This window comes from Streptomyces sp. NBC_01006 (assembly GCF_045162725.1).
In the GTDB taxonomy this organism is placed as follows: Bacteria; Actinomycetota; Actinomycetes; order Streptomycetales; family Streptomycetaceae; genus Streptomyces.
Genome location: NZ_CP108700.1, coordinates 3,730,758 through 3,747,961 on the forward strand (window position 1 = coordinate 3,730,758; position 17,204 = coordinate 3,747,961).

Here is a 17,204-nt window from a genome sequence, read left to right on the forward strand (position 1 = left end):
ACACCTCCCACGGGCGTCCGGGGCGTCCGGGGCTCTTACGGGGTGTCCTCGTCCCGGCCCGGCCTCGGCCGGGCCGCCAGGTCGAGGTCGGCCGCCACCCGGGCCGCGACCTCCTCCGCGTACGCCGCGTCCGCCTGCTCGAAGGCCGCCCGCGAGGCGGCCCGTACGAAGGTCAGCGCCCCCACGGTCCGCCCGCGGCTGCGCAGCACCGTACACAGCACGTGCGCCGCGTCCTGCGGCCACTGCCGCTCCCGCGCCCAGCTCCCGGCCGCCTCACCGCGCGGAGCGCTCGTACGGACCGAGCCGATCCGGTCCAGCGCCTGGAGCGCCGGGTGCCCGGGCGCGTACCGGGCCGGAATCGCCTCCGCCCCCGGCAGCAGCGGCGGCGACGCCGCCATCCGTACGAGCCTGCGCCGGTCCGGGTCGCCCGACTGCTCCAGTACGTCGAGCAGCGCGTGCTCGGCGAATCCGGCGAGCGCGAAGTCCAGCCGTACGGCGGCCGCCTCGGCCGGGTCCTCGCACTCGGCGGCCGCCCGGCCCGAGCGGTGCAGCTGGCCGGCGCGGAACCGCAGCTGCGCCGTGTCCAGCGCGGCCTGGCGGGCCTCGGTGATGTCCTGGAACAGCCAGCCGACCCCGAGCGGCACCGGCTCCTCCGCCAGCGGGGAGCCCAGCCGCAGGAACCCGGACCGCCAGCACCGCCGCCGCACCCCCTCCGGCGTGCGGACCGACACCCACAGCTCCATGGGCGCCGGCGGCGAGCCCTCGGCGAGCACGTGCTGCAGCGCCCCCTCCAGCTCCTCGACGCCCTGGGCCAGCAGCTCCCCCAGGGGCCGGCCGAGCAGGGCGGTGCGCCCCGAGCCGAAGGCCCGGGCGGCGTGCGCGTTGACCACGGCGGGCCGCAGGTCCACGTCGACGAGGACGACACCCCAGGAGGCGTCGTCCATCAGCGCCTCGCTCAGCGCGATGGACCGCTCCAGGTCGATCTGGGCGTGCACCTCGCTGAAGGCGCAGTACACCCCGGCGGGCTTCCCGTCCGCCCCCGGCACCCCGGCGGACTGGGTCCGTACGAGCACCCGCCCGCCCTCCTTGGTCAGCAGCGCGAACTCGTGCACCTGCCGCCCGGGCACGTCCTGGGCGGCCATGAGCCGCTCCTCCACGTCCTGCGCATCGGCGGCGCGCACGGCCCATCCGGCGAAGCCCTTGCGCCCGACCGCCTCGGCGGCGCTCCAGCCGAGGATCCGCTCGGCCTCGCGGTTCCAGTGCGTGATCACGCCGTCGGAGTCGAACGCGCACAGGGCGGCGTCCATCCCGTCGAGCAGCGCTGCGAGCAGATCGTCGGTGGTCTCACCACGTCCGGAAGCACTCACCTGGCACCCCCTGCAGGTGTTCGCGTGTGCGGCACGTCAGATCATTCAACTGGAACGTGACGCAGCCCACACCGCATTCCCTGAATCGCCCCGAAATAAATCACTTGAGGACCTCGGGGAGCGGTTCTAGGCTCTGCTGTACACGAGAAGGGAGGTGGTTCCCGAAATGTACGGAAACCGGACGCGTGAGGTGGCTGCGGGCTAAGGGCCCGTCGTCGCACGCACCCAGTGCGGTGCCCGGCGGGTAGCCAGGCGCCAATCCCAAGCAGTCACCCGACCCGCGAGCTCGCCGGTACGTCCGGCCGGCTTCTCTCACTGCAGGAGAGAAACCCGAGCTCGCGGGTCGTCTGCGTTTTCTGCGCGTCTCTGCGCGTTTCAGCGCGGGTGACGGCGGCCGCTACGGGCAGAGGCGCTCCAGGCGCCACTTCCCGTCCTCCAGGACGTAGCGGAGCCGGTCGTGGAGGCGGTTCTCGTGGCCCTGCCAGAACTCGATCCCGTCGGGGACGACCCGGATGCCGCCCCACTCGGGCGGGACCGGGACCTGCTCGCCCTCGGGATAGCGCTCCGCGAGCTCGGCGTAGCGGCGGTCGAGCTCGGCGCGGGAGCCGATCACCCGGGACTGCTCGCTCGCCCAGGCGCCCAGCTGCGAGCCGTGCGGGCGGGAGCGGAAGTACGCCGCCGTCTCGTCGCGGCCGATCCGCGAGGCCGTGCCGGTGACGATGACCTGGCGGGAGATGGGGTGCCAGGGGAAGAGCAGCGCGACGTGCGGGTTCGCGTCGATCTCGCGGCCCTTGCGCGAGCCGTAGTTGGTGTAGAAGGCGAATCCCCGCTCGTCGAACTGCTTCAGCAGCACCGTGCGGGAACTTGGGCGGCCGTCGGGGGTTGCGGTCGAGACCACCATCGCGTTGGGTTCGAAGAGGTGCGAGTCGGCGGCCTGCTGGAACCACTCGGCGAACTGCCGCATGGGGTCCTCGGCGAGGCCGTCCTCGTGGACGATCTCCGAGCGGTACTGCTTGCGCATCGTGGCGGGGTCAATGTCCTGGTCGGTCACGCGTGCCATCCTGCCGCAGGAGGGCTCGCGGCAGTGTGCCGTATGTCACGCTTCCGCCTGCCATCCGGAACAGCCAAAATCTTGGGGCCGGTCCGGAGGTCCCCATGCGGGTGACCGACGGCCGTGCCGGGCATCAACGGGGATGACCGCGCCGGACCGCGAGTCACGCCGGGAGCCGCGCGTGTTCGCACTATCTGAGGAGCCGCCTGATGTCCGACTTCGTACCCGGGCTCGAAGGGGTCGTCGCGTTCGAGACCGAGATCGCCGAACCGGACAAGGAAGGCGGATCGCTCCGCTACCGCGGGGTCGACATCGAGGATCTCGTCGGGCACGTCTCGTTCGGCAATGTCTGGGGCCTGCTGGTCGACGGGGCGTTCAACCCCGGCCTGCCCGCCGCCGAGCCCTTCCCCATCCCCGTGCACTCCGGTGACATCCGCGTCGACGTGCAGTCCGCCCTCGCCATGCTCGCCCCCGTGTGGGGTCTGAAACCGCTGCTCGACATCGACGAGCGGACCGCCCGCGACAACCTCGCGCGCGCCGCCGTGATGGCCCTGTCGTACGTCGCCCAGTCCGCGCGCGGGCAGGGCCGGCCGATGGTGCCGCAGAGCGAGATCGACAAGGCCGAGTCCGTGGTCGAGCGGTTCATGATCCGCTGGCGCGGCGAGCCCGACCCGAAGCACGTCAAGGCCGTCGACGCGTACTGGACCTCGGCCGCCGAACACGGCATGAACGCCTCGACGTTCACCGCGCGCGTGATCGCCTCGACCGGTGCGGACGTGGCCGCCGCGCTGTCCGGCGCCGTCGGCGCCATGTCCGGGCCGCTGCACGGCGGTGCGCCCTCCCGCGTCCTCGGCATGATCGAGGAGATCGAGCGCACCGGCGACGCCGTGGCGTACGTGAAGAAGGCCCTGGACAAGGGCGAGCGGCTGATGGGCTTCGGGCACCGCGTGTACCGGGCCGAGGACCCGCGCGCCCGGGTGCTGCGGCGTACCGCCAAGGAGCTGGACGCGCCGCGCTACGAGGTGGCCGCCGCACTGGAGAAGGCCGCGCTGGAGGAGCTGCACGCGCGCCGCCCCGACCGGGTGCTGGCGACGAACGTGGAGTTCTGGGCCGCGATCATGCTGGACTTCGCGGAGGTCCCGGCGCACATGTTCACCTCGATGTTCACCTGCGCCCGGACCGCCGGCTGGTCGGCGCACATCCTGGAGCAGAAGCGCACGGGCCGCCTGGTGCGGCCGTCGGCGCGCTACATCGGCCCGGGGCGGCGCGACCCGCGCGAGATCGAGGGGTACGCCGACATCGCCGACACGGCCTGAGTCTTCCTCGTACGCCAGGTACACCTCGTACGCCACGTACGCCGGTCAGGGCGTCGCCTCCCGTATGCGCGGGAGGCGACGCCCTCGTTGTTCCGGGGGTCCCGGCCTCAGCCGAGGGCGGCGTCCAGGATCCGGGACCACTGGGCGACCACGCGGGCGCGGCGGGCCGTGTCGTCGGTGAGGACGTTGGCCAGACCGAGGCCCCGGGCCATGTCGAGGAGGCCCTGCACGGTCTCGCGCACGCCGGGGACGGACTCGTCCGCGCCGAGGAGTTCCACGGCGATGCGGTGGGTCTCGCGGCCCACGCGGGCCTCCAGTTCGGTGACCTGGGGGCGCAGCTGTTCCTCGTTGGAGGCGGCGACCCACAGCTGGAGGGCGGCGCGGAAGAGGGCTCCGGTGTAGAGGTCGACGAGGGCCTCGACCACGGCGGGGCGGGCGGCGGGGCCGGCCTGGAAGAGATCGCGCAGGGCGGCGGAGCGCTCCTCGGAGACGTACGCGACGGCGGCGGTGAACAGGTCCTCGCGCGTCGGGAAGTGGTACTGGGCCGCGCCGCGGGAGACCCCGGCGCGTTCGGCGACGACGGCGACGGTGGAGCCGGCCCAGCCCTGTTCGGCGAGGCAGGCGACTGCCGCCTCCAGGAGGTGGCGGCGGGTGACGCGGCTGCGGGCCTGCTTGGGGCCGGGCTGGGACTCGGCCGCGGGCCGGTCGTCCTCGGTGGACCGCGCGTCGGTCACAGGGCCCATGACGGGTCCCGGCGCTCGAAGCGGGCGGTGATGCCCTCGCGGGCCTCGGCGGAGCCGAAGTGGTGTGCGGACAGCTCGGTGAGCGCGGCGCCGTCGGCCGCCAGGACGGCCCGTACCGGGGCGGTGAGCAGTTCCTTGGTCGCGGTGAGGGCCTCCGGGCCGGCCTTGCGCAGGCCCGTGAGCACGGGGGCGAGGACCTGGTCCACGTCCTCGCCGTGCAGGGTGAGCAGGCCGATCCGGGCGGCTTCGGCGGCGTCGAAGGCCTCGGCGGTCAGGAAGTACCGGGCCGCGGCGCGCGGGTCCAGGCGCGGGAGCAGCGGCGCGGAGATCACGGCCGGGACCACGCCCAGGTGGGTCTCGGTGAAGGCGTAGGTGGAGGCGGGCCCGGCGGCGGCGATGTCGCAGATGCCGAGGAGGCCGAGGCCGCCGGCCCGGACGTGTCCGGTGACGCGGGCCACGACCGGCTTGGGCAGCTCGGCGATCTCGCGGAGCAGGGCGAGGAAGTCGGCCGGGTCGCAGGGGGACTTCAGGTCGGCGCCGGCGCAGAACGTGTTGCCGGTGTGGGTGAGGACGATCGCCCGCGTCTGCGGGTCCGCCGCCGCCGCGGCGAGGGCCGCGCGCAGCTCGCCGACGAGGTCCGCGGAGAGCGCGTTGCGGTTGGCCGGGGAGTCGAGCGTGAGGGTGGTGATGCCGAGCGCTCGCGCGGCGCCGACGGGGCGGGTCATGCCATGTCCTCCGGAGGTTGTGCGGATCGTGGGCGCCCCCGGCGGCCCGGCGGGCTACCCGGGTGCCGGGGGCGGGGCCGACGGGGTCGGGCGGCCGGGGGCGGTGCCGGGGAGCTTCGGCCGCCCAGGTTAGTAAGACTTGGGTAGGCCCAGGGTTTGGTGCGAGACGAAGTTGAGGATCATCTCGCGGCTTACGGGGGCGATGCGGGAGACGCGGGAAGCTGTGATGAGGGAGGCCAGTCCGTACTCGCGGGTGAGGCCGTTGCCGCCCAGGGTGTGGACGGACTGGTCCACGGCCTTCACACAGGCCTCGGCGGCAGCGTACTTGGCCATGTTCGCGGCCTCGCCGGCGCCCATGTCGTCTCCCGCGTCGTACAGGTGGGCAGCCTTCTGCATCATCAGGCGGGCGAGTTCGAGGTCGATGTGGGCCGCCGCGAGGGGGTGGGCGATGGCCTGGTGGGCACCGATCGCCTCCTTCCAGACCTGGCGGGTCTTCGCGTAGTCGACGGCCTTGGCGAGGGCGTAGCGGCCCATCCCGATGGCGAAGGCGGCGGTCATGATGCGCTCCGGGTTGAGTCCCGCGAAGAGCTGGAGCAGGCCCGCGTCCTCGTCGCCCACCAGCGCGGATGAGGGCAGTCGTACTTCGTCCAGGGTTAGTTCGAACTGCTTTTCCGCTGCTTGGAGTTCCATGTCGATTACAGAGCGGGAGAAGCCGGGGGTGTCGCGCGGAACGATGAACAGGCAGGGTTTGAGGCTTCCGGTCCTGGCGTCTTCGGTGCGTCCGACGATGAGCGTCGCGTCGGCGATGTCCACGCCGGAGATGAAGACCTTGCGCCCGGTCAGCACCCACTCGTCACCGTCGCGGCGGGCGGTGGTGGTGATGCGGTGGGAGTTGGAGCCGGCGTCGGGTTCGGTGATGCCGAAGGCCATGGTGCGGCTGCCGTCGGCGAGTCCGGGGAGCCAGGCCTGCTTCTGGGCCTCGGTGCCGAAGCGGGAGATGACCGTGCCGCAGATGGCGGGCGAGACGACCATCATCAGCAGGGGGCAGCCCGCGGCGCCCAGCTCCTCCAGGACGATGGAGAGTTCGGCGATGCCGCCGCCTCCGCCGCCGTACTCCTCGGGGAGGCTGACGCCGAGGTAGCCGAGCTTGGCGGCGTCGGCCCACAGCTCGTCGGGGTGGCCGCCCTCGCGGGCTACGCGGGAGAGGTACTCGCGTCCGTACCGCTGCCCGAGTGCCGCGACGGCGGCGCGCAGGGCCCTGTGTTCCTCGGTCTCGACGGTGCTGGTGGCGGGGCTCATGCTGGCGATTCCTCCTGGACTACGGCGAGCAGGGCGCCGAACTCGACCTGGTGGCCGAGGGTGGCGTGGAGCGCGGTGAGCGTGCCGGAGGCGGGCGAGACGATGCGGTGCTCCATCTTCATGGCCTCCAGCCAGAGCAGGGGCTGCCCGGCGGTGACGGCGGCGCCGGGGGCGAGGCCCTCTGCGACGCGGACGACGGTGCCGGGCATGGGGGCGAGCAGGGAGCCGGGTTCGGTGCGGTCCTGGGGATCGGCGAACCGGGGGACGGGGGTGAGGGTGAAGGCGCCGAGCGGCGAATCGACGTAGATCTCCGCGCCGTTCGATTTTTGTTTCACGTGGAACCGGCGCCGGATCCCGTCGACTTCGAGGGTGACCAGGTGCCGTTCGGCGGACAGGACCCGGGTGCCGGGGTGGTTCACGGGGTGGTACTGGACCTCGTACTCGGTGCCGGCCACCGTGTAGCGGCGGGTCTGGGGCTGTGAGCGGACGTTGCGCCAGCCGCCGAGGCGGGCGGCGAGTGGTGCGCCCGGTGCCGGGGCGGCTTCGGCGAGGGCCGCGGCCAGGGTGGCGAGGGTGGCGTCCGGGGTGTGCTCGGTCAGGGCGGCGAGGTGGCGCTCGTAGAACCCGGTGTCGAGCCGTGCCTCGGCGAACTCCGGGTGCCGCAGGGAGCGTACGAGGAGCTCGCGGTTGGTGGTGAGCCCGTGGATGCGGGCTCCGGCCAGGGCGTGGGCGAGGGCGCGGACGGCCTCGGCCCGGGTGGGGGCGTGGGCGACGACCTTGGCGAGCATCGGGTCGTAGTGGACACCGACGGTGTCCCCGTCGGCGAAGCCGGTGTCCACGCGGATCTTCCCCCTGGCTTCGCCGGGGGGACCCCCACCGGGCACGGCGAGGGTGTGCAGGACACCGGTCTGGGGACGCCAGTCCTGGGCGGGGTCCTCGGCGTACAGGCGGGCCTCGACGGCGTGCCCGGCGGGCTCGGGGGGCGTCAGCGGCAGGGCCGCGCCCTCGGCGATGCGCAGTTGCAGGGCGACGAGGTCGAGGCCGAAGACGGCCTCGGTGACGGGGTGTTCCACCTGGAGCCGGGTGTTCATCTCCAGGAAGTAGGGGCGTCCGTCGGCGGCGACGAGGAACTCGACGGTGCCCGCGCCCTCGTAGGAGACCGCGCGGGCGGCCGCCACCGCGGCCGCGTGGAGACTCTCGCGCAGGCTGTCCGGCAGGGCGGGTGCCGGGGCCTCCTCGATGACCTTCTGGTGGCGCCGCTGGAGGGAGCAGTCGCGGGTGCCGAGCGCCCAGACGGTGCCGTGGGAGTCGGCGAGGATCTGGACCTCGACGTGGCGGCCGCGCTCGACGTAGGGCTCGGCGAAGACCTCGCCGTCGCCGAAGGCGGAGGCCGCCTCGGCACAGGCGGCGTCGAGGGACTCCTTGAGGGTGTCGAGGTCACGTACGACGCGCATGCCGCGCCCGCCGCCGCCCGCGGCGGCCTTGAGCAGGAGGGGCAGGTCGGCGACGGTGGCGGCCGCGGGATCGATGGGGTCGAGGAGCGGGACCCCGGCGGCGCGCATCAGCTCCTTGGCCCGGGTCTTGGAGGCCATGGCCTCGATGGCCTCGGGCGGCGGGCCGATCCAGGCGAGTCCGGCGGCGGCGACCTGGCGGGCGAAGCCGGCGTTCTCGGAGAGGAACCCGTAGCCGGGGTGGACGGCGTCCGCGCCGGCGGCGAGGGCGGCCTCGATGACGAGGTCGCCGCGCAGGTAGGTGTCGGCGGGGGCGGCGCCGGGAAGGCGCACGGCCGCGTCGGCCTCCCGTACGTGCAGGGCGTCCGCGTCGGGGTCGGAGTGGACGGCGACGGTGGCGAGGCCGAGGGCGCGGGCGGTACGGAAGATCCGTACGGCGATCTCGCCGCGGTTGGCGACGAGGAGGGAGGTCAGCGGCCGCGGGGTCAGGGGCTGCTGGTTCAAGGGCTGCTGGGTCATGTGCGGGCTCACATCCGGAAGACGCCGAAGCCGCCACGGGCGCCCTCGACCGGGGCGTTGTGGACGGCCGACAGGCACAGGCCGAGGACGGTGCGGGTGTCGCGCGGGTCGATGACGCCGTCGTCGTACAGCCGCCCGGACAGGAACATCGGCAGGGACTCCGACTCGATCTGCGCCTCCACGAAGGCGCGCATTTTGGCGTCGGCCTCAGCAGCGCTTTCGTCGTATGGCTGCCCCTTCGCGGCGGCGGACTGCCGGGCCACGATGGAGAGCACCCCGGCGAGCTGGGCCGGTCCCATGACGGCGGATTTGGCGCTGGGCCAGGCGAAGAGGAAACGGGGCTCGTAGGCGCGGCCGCACATTCCGTAGTGGCCGGCTCCGTAACTGGCGCCGATGAGGACGGAGAGGTGGGGGACGCGGGAGTTGGAGACCGCGTTGATCATCATCGAGCCGTGCTTGATGATGCCGCCCTGCTCGTACTCCTTGCCGACCATGTAGCCGGTGGTGTTGTGGAGGAAGAGGAGCGGGATGTCGCGCTGGTTGGCGAGCTGGATGAACTGGGCGGCCTTCTGCGACTCGGCGCTGAACAGCACGCCTTGGGCGTTGGCGAGGATGCCGACCGGGTAGCCGTGGAGGGTGGCCCAGCCGGTGACCAGGCTGGTGCCGTAGAGGGGCTTGAACTCGTCGAAGTCGGAGCCGTCGACGATGCGGGCGATGACCTCGCGGGGGTCGAAGGGGGTCTTGAGGTCGGCGGGGACGATGCCGAGGAGTTCTTCCGGGTCGTACTTCGGCTCCTCGGCGGGCTGCGGATCGGGGTGGGGCTTGCAGTGGTTCAGGCGGGCGACGACGCGGCGGGCCTGGCGGATCGCGTCGTGCTCGTCGAGGGCGTAGTAGTCGGCGAGTCCGGAGGTGCGGGCGTGCATGTCGGCACCGCCGAGGGACTCGTCGTCGCTCTCCTCGCCGGTGGCCATCTTGACGAGCGGCGGACCGCCGAGGAACACCTTGGAGCGGTCCTTGATCATGATGGTGTGGTCGGACATCCCCGGGATGTACGCGCCTCCTGCGGTGGAGTTGCCGAAGACGACGGCGACGGTGGGGATGCCGGCGGCCGAGAGCCGGGTCAGGTCGCGGAAGATCGCGCCGCCCGGGATGAAGATCTCCTTCTGGGAGGGGAGATCGGCGCCGCCGGACTCGACGAGGCTGATGCAGGGGAGGTTGTTCTGCCGGGCGATCTCGTTGGCCCGCAGGGCCTTCTTGAGGGTCCAGGGGTTGGAGGCGCCGCCGCGGACGGTGGGGTCGTTGGCGGTGACCAGGCACTCGACGCCCTCCACCGTGCCGATGCCGGTGACCATGGAGGCGCCGACGGGGTAGTCACTGCCCCAGGCTGCGAGCGGGGACAGCTCCAGGAACGGGGTGTCCGGGTCGAGGAGCAGCTCGATGCGCTCGCGGGCGAGCAGCTTGCCGCGGTCCTTGTGGCGGGCCGTGTACTTCTCGCCGCCGCCGAGTAGGGCCTTGGCGTGCTCGGCGTCCAGCTCGGCGAGGCGTTCCAGCGCGGCGGTACGGGCCTGCGCGTGCTCGGGGGCGTGCGGGTCGACGGTGGTGCGGAGGCGGGTCATGGGCCGGTCCCCTCCGGGGCGGACAGTAGGTGCGTCGGGATGTCGAGGTGGCGGGCGCGGAGCCATTCGCCGAGTGCCTTGGCCTGGGGGTCGAAGCGGTGGGCGGAGGCGACGCCGTCGCCGAGGATTCCGGTGATGGTGAAGTTCAGGGCGCGGAGGTTGGGGAGTGCGTGCCGGGTGACGGGGAGACCTGCGGTCTCGGGGAGCAGCGCCTTCAGGGTGTCCACCGTGAGGGTGGCGTGGAGCCACTCCCACGCCCCGTCGGATTCCACCCACACCCCGATGTTGGCGTCGCCGCCCTTGTCGCCGCTGCGGGCGCCGATCAGCGTGCCGAGGGGGACCCGGCGGGTGGCCTGCCCTGCCGGTGCCTCCGGCGGTGTGGTGCGGGTGAGCACGGCCTCCGCCCCCGGACCCCCGTCCCCGGGCTCCGCCCCGGACCCGGCCGGGGCCCCGCCCCCGAACCCATGCGCCTCGGACGCCGACGGGGCTGACGAGACCGGGGGGACCGGTTGGCGGGTGCCGTTGGGGAGGACCGCCACATGGGGGACCGCCGTCGACGGGATGGTCGACGAGGTGAAGACCCCGTACGGCTGGGCCGGGCCCGGCGGGGACGTCACGTGGAAGCCCGGATAGCTGGCCAGGGCCAGTTCGATGGCCTCCGAGGTGAGGGTGCGGCCCACCCGGTCCGGCGACGGGTCGCGGACCACCAGGCGCAGCAGCGCGCTCGCCGTCTCCTCCGTCCCTGCGTCCTCGTGGTCCGTGCGGGCCAGCGTCCAGTCCGCCGTGGCCACTTGGGAGAGGGCGTCCGCCAACTGCGCCTGGACCAGCGCCGCCTTCTCCTCGATGTCCAGGCCCGTCAGGACGAAGACCACCTCGTTGCGCCAGCCGCCGATGCGGGTCACCCCCACCTTGAGGGTGGGCGGCGGGGGCTCCCCCACGACGCCCGTGATCGCCACCCGGTCGGCGCCGAGGTCCGACAGCCGGACCGTGTCCAGGCGGGCCGTGACGTCCGGGCCGAGGTAGCGGGGACCCTGGGTCTCGTACAGGAGTTGGGCCGTCACGGTGCCCGCCGAGACGACCCCGCCCGTGCCCGGGTGCTTCGTGATCACCGACGAGCCGTCCTCCGCGATCTCCGCCAGCGGGAACCCGGGGCGGCGGACGTCGTGCGCCGTGAAGAAGGCGTAGTTGCCGCCGGTGGCCTGGGTTCCGCACTCCAGGACGTGCCCCGCCACCACCGCCCCCGCCAGCCGGTCGTGCTCGTCCGGCGCCCAGTCGAACCACCAGGCCGCCGACCCGCTGACCAGGGCCGCGTCGGTGACCCGCCCGGTGACGACCACGTCCGCGCCCGCCCGCAGGCAGGCCGTGATGCCGGCGCCGCCCAGGTAGGCGTTCGCAGTCAGCGCGCCCTCCGCGAACGGCATCAGATCGTCGCCCTCGACATGGGCGACCGACACCGCCAGCCCGGCCTTGGCGGCGAGCAGGCGGATCGCGTCGGCCAGTCCCGCCGGGTTCAGGCCGCCCGCGTTGGCGACGATCCGTACGCCCCGCTCGCGCGCGAGGCCCAGGCCCTCCTCCAACTGCCGCAGGAAGGTCTTGGCGTAGCCGAGGTCCGGGGACTTCAGCCGGTCGCGGCCCAGGATCAGCATGGTCAGCTCGGCGAGGTAGTCGCCGGTCAGCACGTCCAGCGGCCCGCCGGTCAGCATCTCCTCGAAGGCGCTGAAGCGGTCCCCGTAGAACCCCGAGGCGTTGCCGATGCGCAGCGGCCGCCGGGTGCCCGCGCCCGCGCCGCGGCCGCCGCTCATCGAGCCGCCCCCGGTGCGCGGCCGGGGCCCGCCGGTCCGGCGAAGGCCTGGGCGATGTCGAGCCAGCGGTCGGCGTCCGGGCCGGTGGCGGTCAGGGCCAGGTCGGCGCGGTGGGCCCGCTGGGTCACCAGCAGGCAGAAGTCGAGTGCCGGGCCGGTGATCCGGTCCGCCGCGCCCTGCGGCCCGTAGGTCCAGGGCTCCCCGCCGTCCGGCGCTTCGAGTTCCACCCTGAACTCCCCGGCGGGCGCGGGCAGTCCCCGTACCGCGAAGGCGTAGTCGCGGGCCCGTACGCCGATCCGCGCCACGTGCCGCAGCCGCGCGGTCGGGGTGCGGCGTACACCGAGGGCGTCGGCGACGTCCTGGCCGTGCGCCCAGGTCTCCATGAGGCGGGCGCTGGCCATGGAGGCGGCCTTCATCGGCGGCCCGTACCAGGGGAAGCGGGCGTCGGGCGAGGCCGCGGCGAGCGCCTCGTCGAGGGCGCTGCGCCCGGCCCGCCAGCGGGTCAGCAGCTCGGCGGGCGGCAGCGCGGCGCCCTCCGCCGCGCCCTCGTCCACGAAGGAGTCGGGGGCCTTGACCGCCTCCTCGACCAGGGCGGCGAAGCCCTCGGGGTCGGTGAGGGAGACCAGCGCGGCCCGGTCGGTCCAGTGCAGGTGGGCGATCTGGTGGGCGATGGTCCAGCCGGGTGCGGGGGTGGGCTCGGCCCAGCCGGCGCCGGGCAGGTCCCGTACCAGGGTTTCGAGCGCGAGGCCTTCCTCGCGCAGATCGGCGAAGACGGCGACAGCTGACGGATCGAGCACGGCGGGCTCCCCTTTCGGCGTGAGGGGAAGACTGGCAGCCGCGCGCAAAACAATCAAGCATGCTTGCATGATTTGGCCGGGGAGCGTCCCCTTCGCGCCACCGCCGCCAACCGGCGCGGAGGGAAGGCGATTTGGCGTTCGCCGCCGGCCCGGCGCTGGTCGGCGGGCAGAACCGCCGCGGGCCCGGAGGGGGCGATTCAGGCCGTATGCCGGAAAGCGGCGGAACCCGGCCGATGTCGCCTCGATACTGAACGCTTCGTCCCCCGCGAAGTCCCCCCGCGCCGAAGGCACTCGCGAAGCAGGCACTCGAAGAAGTCACTCGCCGAACGTCACTCGACGAAGAGGATGAACCGACGTGATCTCAGCCGCTTTCTCGCTCTATCCCGAACTCGACGCGACCGCCCTCACCGCATTCGTCGCCGCCCTGGAGACCGGCGACGTCACCGGCCTCGCCCCCGCCCGCGCCGCGGAGGTCGCCGACACCCGCTCCGTCGCCGTCTTCGGCCGGATCAAGGTCGCCGGCTCCGACGGGGACCTGCTCGACGCCGCGCTGTGGCGGCACAACGGGGTCCAGCCGCGGCCGGTGATCGTGATGCCCTCGCCGTGGACGAACCACGGCTGGCTCCCGTACGCCGTCCAGGCCAGCGTCTTCGCGGCCCGCGGCTACAACGTCCTCGCGTACAGCGCCCGCGGTTTCGCCGGCTCCGAGGGGCAGGTCGACGTGGCCGGCCCGCTCGACGTCGCCGACGGCAGCCGGGCCCTGGACCACCTCATCGAGCGCACCGCGGGCCCGGTCACGAAGATCGGCTTCCTGGGGGACTCGTACGGCTCCGGCATCGGCCAGCTCGTCGCCGCGCACGACACGCGCGTGGACGCGGTGGTCGCGCTCAGCACCTGGGGCGACCTCGGCGAGGCCTTCTACGAGAACCGGACCCGGCACGTGGCCGCCGTCGAGGCGCTGCTCAAGGCGGCCTCGAAGGCCCGGCTGAGCCCGCAGACCCAGAGCGTGTTCGAGAACGTCCTCGCCAACCGCGACATCCAGGGCACCCTGCGCTGGGCCGAGCAACGCTCGCCGTTCACCCACATCAAGGAGCTCAACCGGCGCCAGGTTCCCGTCTACTTCTCGCACGCCTGGCACGAGACGCTCTTCCCGGGCAACCAGACGCTGAGGCTGTTCAACGAGCTCACCGGCCCCAAGCGCCTCGACCTCTCCATCGGCGACCACTCCGGGCCCGAGATGACGGGCATGATCGGGCTGCCCAACCGGATCTGGACCAACGCCCACCGCTGGTTCGACCACCATCTGAGGGGGATCGACAACGGCATCGCCGACGAGGGCCAGGTGCTCAGCGAGGTCATGTGGGGACAGACCCTGGAACCCCGCCCCACCTGGGACTCCGTCACCGAACAGGTGCGCCGGCTGCACCTGGTGAGCGGCGGGGAGCTCACCGAGCGGCCCGAGGCCGGCTGGAGCGCGGGCGTGCTGTGCGGGGTGGACACCCCGGCGACCGTCGCCGACGAGATCGTGCGCTCCGGGTACGACGAGATCGCGGGCCGCCCGAAGGCGTACCGGACCGGCGACATCGACCGCACCGTCGCCGCGGTCTGGACGGCGGACCCGGAGGCGGAGACCGCCCGGCTGCGCGGCACGCCGCGGCTGCGCGTCACGTACCGGGCCGCGAACCCCGACTCGTCGTTCGTCGCGTACCTGCTCGCGGTGGCGCCCGACGGTACGGCGCACATCGTCACGCACGCCCCGTACGCGGACCTCGACTCGCCGCCGGACAGTCTGGTCAGCGCGGACATCGAGCTCCAGGCGACGGCGTACGACGTCCCGCGCGGGCACCGGCTGATGCTGGTGATCGACGCCCGCGACCCCTTCTACGGGGACGCCAACCTGCCGCGCTCGACGCTGGCCTTCACCTCCCCGGAGGCCACGCCGTCCTACCTGGACCTGCCGCTGGGCTGAGCGCCGGGCGCGCGCCAGCCCCACGCCCGCCCCGCCGAGCACCCCCGTGGCCGGCGGGGCGGGCGTGCGAGGTCACGCGTGACGGGCGAAGTCCATCGTCCAGTTGAGGAGCCAGGTCGCGCCCTCGTCGAGCGAGAAGAACTGCTCCCAGCTGGGGGAGCCGGAGGCGGTCCCCGACCACACGAACCGGACGCGGACCGTCTTGCCGGCATGCGTGTCCTCGCCCTCGAAGACGCCGGCGCCGTCCGCGAAACGGCCCGTGACCGGCGGGAAGAGGGTTCCGGTGCGGCGGCTCGCCCAGTACAGCGACCACTGCTCGCTCGCCGGGTCGTACAGGCGCAGGGTCAGACCGGCGAAACCCTTGGTCGGGAACTCGATCTCGTCGAAGCTCGCGGCGCCGTCGAAATGGCGGGAAGCCCGGGACACGGCCGGGAACTCCTCCCACTCGCCGTCCGGGTCGAGGAAGTCGGTGCGCCATCGGTTGGTGACGTCCCAGGTGCCGAGGAGAAAGTCGAAGTCGTTCATGCGAGGACCGTAGGACCGCTTCACTGACATCCTGTGTCAGTGAAGTCGAGCCGCTTGCTGTCGATCCTGCTGCTGCTCCAGACCCGGGGACGGATGACCGCCGCCGAGCTCGCGGAGGAACTGGAGGTGTCCGTACGCACGGTCTACCGCGACGCGGAGGCGCTGGCCGCGGCGGGCGTCCCGCTGTACGGGGACGCCGGGCACAGCGGCGGCTACCAGCTGCTGGCCGGCTACCGGACCCGGCTGACCGGGCTGAGCACGGGCGAGGCGGAGGCGCTGTTCCTGACCGGAATGCCGGGGCCCGCGGCGGAACTCGGGCTCGGGCGCGCCCTGTCGGCGGCGCAGCTGAAGCTGCGGGCGGCGCTGCCGGCGGAGTTGCGGGAGCAGGCGGACCGGATGAGGCTGCGGTTCCACCTGGACGCGCCGGGGTGGTACGCGGAGCACGAGGAGACCCCGTACCTGGCGCAGGTCGCGGACGCGGTGTGGCGGGGGCGGGTGATCGAGGTCCGCTACCGGCGGTGGCAGGAGCCGCGGGAGGTGGACCGCCGGCTGGAGCCGTACGGGCTGGTGCTGAAGGCGGGGCGCTGGTACCTGGTGGCGGGGGCGCAGCGGCCCGAGGGCGCGGCGGAGCCGCGGACGTACCGGGTGGACCAGATCCTGTCGGTACGGGAGACGGCGCGGGAGTGCCGGCTGCCGGAGGGCTTCGAGCTGGCGGAGCACTGGCGCAGGACGCAGGAGGAGTTCCATGCGCGGCTCCGTCCGGAGGAGGCGCTGGTACGTCTCTCCCCGCGGGGCGCGGCGCGGCTGACGGGGGTCCAGGCGCGGGCCCTGGCCGCCGGGGGCGCACCGGATCCGGACCTGGCGGGGTGGACCCGGGCGGTACTGCCGATCGAGTCGCACGCCCAGGCGGAGGAACAGTTCCTGGCCCTGGGCGCGGAAGCGGAGGTCCTCTCCCCACCACCCCTGCGGACCCGCATCCGGAACACGCTGGAGGCGATGTCGGCCCGGTACGGAGCCGGGGACCTCCACCCCTAGGGAGTGTCCCTAGACGGCGGCGGCCTTTCGGGTCTGGGAGCGGACCGCGCCCATGCTCGCCGCGATGACCAGCGCTATCGCCAGTGCGTCGATCGGCGACATCGCCTGGTTCAGGACCAGGAACCCGGCCGTGGCCGCGATCGCCGGTTCCAGGCTCATCAGGATCGCGAACGTCGGGGCGGGCAGGCGGCGCAGCGCCAGGAGTTCCAGGGTGTACGGGAGGACGGAGGACAGGACGGCGACGCCGAGGCCGAGCGCCATCGTGCTCGGCACCAGGAGCGCGGAGCCGGCCTCGATCACGCCCAGCGGGAGCGAGAGCACCGCCGCCACCGCCATGGCCAGGGCCAGCCCGTCCGCCTGCGGGAAGCGGCGGCCCGTGCGCGCGCTGAACACGATGTACGCCGCCCACATCGCGCCCGCTCCGAGCGCGAAGGCCGCGCCGAGGAGGTCGAGGCCGCCGAAGCCGCTGCCGCCGCCGTGGCCGGCGAGCAGGACGACACCGCCGAGGGCCAGGGCGGCCCACAGCAGGCTGACCAGGCGGCGCGAGACGACGACCGACAGGACGAGGGGGCCGAGCACTTCGAGGGTGACGGCCGGGCCGAGCGGGATCCGGTCGATGGACTGGTAGAAGAGCCCGTTCATGCCGGCCATGGCGATGCCGAAGGCGACGACCGTGCCCCAGTCGGCGCGCGAGTACCCGCGGACCTTCGGGCGGCACACGAGCAGCAGCACCAGCGCGGCGGCCGCGAGCCGCAGCGTGACCACGCCCGCGGCGCCCGCTCCCGGCATGATCATGACGGCGAGGGCGGCGCCGAACTGCACCGAGACGCCCGCGGCGATGACCAGTGCGACGGGGCCGAAACGGGACGAGCCCAGACGGGACGTACCGGCGGTCGTCGGGAGTGCCGGGGCCGTCGTGAGGTCGGCGGGCGCCGGGGCGTGGTCGGACTTGGGCGAGGTTGCGGGCATTCATCCAGACTAAGGGGTGC

At 73.5% G+C, this 17,204-nt stretch carries 14 protein-coding genes; 3 read left to right on the forward strand and 11 right to left on the reverse strand.

All coding sequences use genetic code 11. From position 1 onward, the window contains the following. Positions 1 to 35: 35 nt before the first annotated feature. Together OG509_RS16885 and pdxH are read right to left on the reverse strand one after the other, a co-directional pair. Entirely contained in the window at positions 36 to 1,367 is a 1,332-nt protein-coding gene (locus OG509_RS16885; protein WP_406183373.1) for a PAS domain-containing protein, read from the reverse strand. A 397-nt stretch (positions 1,368 to 1,764) separates the two neighbouring features. Beyond that, positions 1,765 to 2,427 carry a pyridoxamine 5'-phosphate oxidase gene (gene pdxH / locus OG509_RS16890; protein WP_406183374.1) on the reverse strand — a complete coding sequence of 221 codons (663 nt, stop codon included), beginning with the start codon at positions 2,425 to 2,427 and terminating at the stop codon, positions 1,765 to 1,767. A 200-nt stretch (positions 2,428 to 2,627) separates the two neighbouring features. Here pdxH and OG509_RS16895 point away from each other — a divergent pair, with 200 nt between their 5' ends. Continuing rightward, positions 2,628 to 3,734, forward strand: a complete 1,107-nt coding sequence (locus OG509_RS16895; protein ID WP_030156855.1) for a citrate synthase 2 — start codon at positions 2,628 to 2,630, stop codon at positions 3,732 to 3,734. 107 nt (positions 3,735 to 3,841) lie between these two features. On the opposite strand, the gene OG509_RS16900 is transcribed toward OG509_RS16895, so the two are convergent. The 7 genes from OG509_RS16900 to OG509_RS16930 all read right to left on the reverse strand — a co-directional run bounded on the left by OG509_RS16900 (position 3,842) and on the right by OG509_RS16930 (position 12,686). Continuing rightward, positions 3,842 to 4,477 carry a TetR/AcrR family transcriptional regulator gene (locus OG509_RS16900; RefSeq protein ID WP_406183375.1) on the reverse strand — a complete coding sequence of 212 codons (636 nt, stop codon included), beginning with the start codon at positions 4,475 to 4,477 and terminating at the stop codon, positions 3,842 to 3,844. Beyond that, complete coding sequence (locus OG509_RS16905; protein WP_406183376.1) at positions 4,465 to 5,202, reverse strand: enoyl-CoA hydratase family protein; 738 nt, start codon at positions 5,200 to 5,202, stop codon at positions 4,465 to 4,467. Before OG509_RS16905 ends, OG509_RS16900 begins: the two co-directional genes overlap by 13 nt. 129 nt (positions 5,203 to 5,331) lie before the next feature. Continuing rightward, entirely contained in the window at positions 5,332 to 6,501 is a 1,170-nt protein-coding gene (locus OG509_RS16910; protein WP_406183377.1) for an acyl-CoA dehydrogenase family protein, read from the reverse strand. Further along, the gene (locus OG509_RS16915) at positions 6,498 to 8,471 is read right to left on the reverse strand and encodes a biotin carboxylase N-terminal domain-containing protein (protein ID WP_406183378.1); all 1,974 of its coding nucleotides are present in this window, start codon (positions 8,469 to 8,471) and stop codon (positions 6,498 to 6,500) included. The genes OG509_RS16910 and OG509_RS16915 overlap by 4 nt, the downstream gene beginning before the upstream one ends. An 8-nt stretch (positions 8,472 to 8,479) precedes the next feature. Further along, positions 8,480 to 10,087: an acyl-CoA carboxylase subunit beta gene (locus OG509_RS16920; RefSeq protein WP_406183379.1), complete on the reverse strand. Its 1,608-nt coding sequence runs from the start codon at positions 10,085 to 10,087 to the stop codon at positions 8,480 to 8,482. Beyond that, positions 10,084 to 11,889 (reverse strand): acyclic terpene utilization AtuA family protein, encoded by a 1,806-nt coding sequence (locus OG509_RS16925; RefSeq protein WP_406183380.1) that lies wholly within the window; start codon positions 11,887 to 11,889, stop codon positions 10,084 to 10,086. The genes OG509_RS16920 and OG509_RS16925 overlap by 4 nt, the downstream gene beginning before the upstream one ends. Further along, on the reverse strand, positions 11,886 to 12,686 hold the full coding sequence (locus OG509_RS16930; protein ID WP_406183381.1) for a TIGR03084 family metal-binding protein: 801 nt from the start codon (positions 12,684 to 12,686) through the stop codon (positions 11,886 to 11,888). Before OG509_RS16930 ends, OG509_RS16925 begins: the two co-directional genes overlap by 4 nt. A gap of 355 nt (positions 12,687 to 13,041) precedes the next feature. On the opposite strand from OG509_RS16930, the gene OG509_RS16935 reads away from it, so the two are divergent. Next, positions 13,042 to 14,655, forward strand: coding sequence for an alpha/beta fold hydrolase (locus OG509_RS16935; RefSeq protein WP_406183382.1), 1,614 nt, complete (start codon positions 13,042 to 13,044; stop codon positions 14,653 to 14,655). A gap of 72 nt (positions 14,656 to 14,727) precedes the next feature. Here OG509_RS16935 and OG509_RS16940 read toward each other — a convergent pair whose 3' ends face one another. After that, positions 14,728 to 15,180, reverse strand: a complete 453-nt coding sequence (locus tag OG509_RS16940; RefSeq protein ID WP_406183383.1) for a hypothetical protein — start codon at positions 15,178 to 15,180, stop codon at positions 14,728 to 14,730. Positions 15,181 to 15,219: 39 nt separating this feature from the next. On the opposite strand from OG509_RS16940, the gene OG509_RS16945 reads away from it, so the two are divergent. Then, positions 15,220 to 16,215 (forward strand): helix-turn-helix transcriptional regulator, encoded by a 996-nt coding sequence (locus tag OG509_RS16945; RefSeq protein ID WP_406183384.1) that lies wholly within the window; start codon positions 15,220 to 15,222, stop codon positions 16,213 to 16,215. A 9-nt stretch (positions 16,216 to 16,224) separates the two neighbouring features. On the opposite strand, the gene OG509_RS16950 is transcribed toward OG509_RS16945, so the two are convergent. Further along, positions 16,225 to 17,184 (reverse strand): EamA family transporter, encoded by a 960-nt coding sequence (locus tag OG509_RS16950; RefSeq protein ID WP_406183385.1) that lies wholly within the window; start codon positions 17,182 to 17,184, stop codon positions 16,225 to 16,227. Between the last annotated feature and the right edge of the window lie 20 nt (positions 17,185 to 17,204).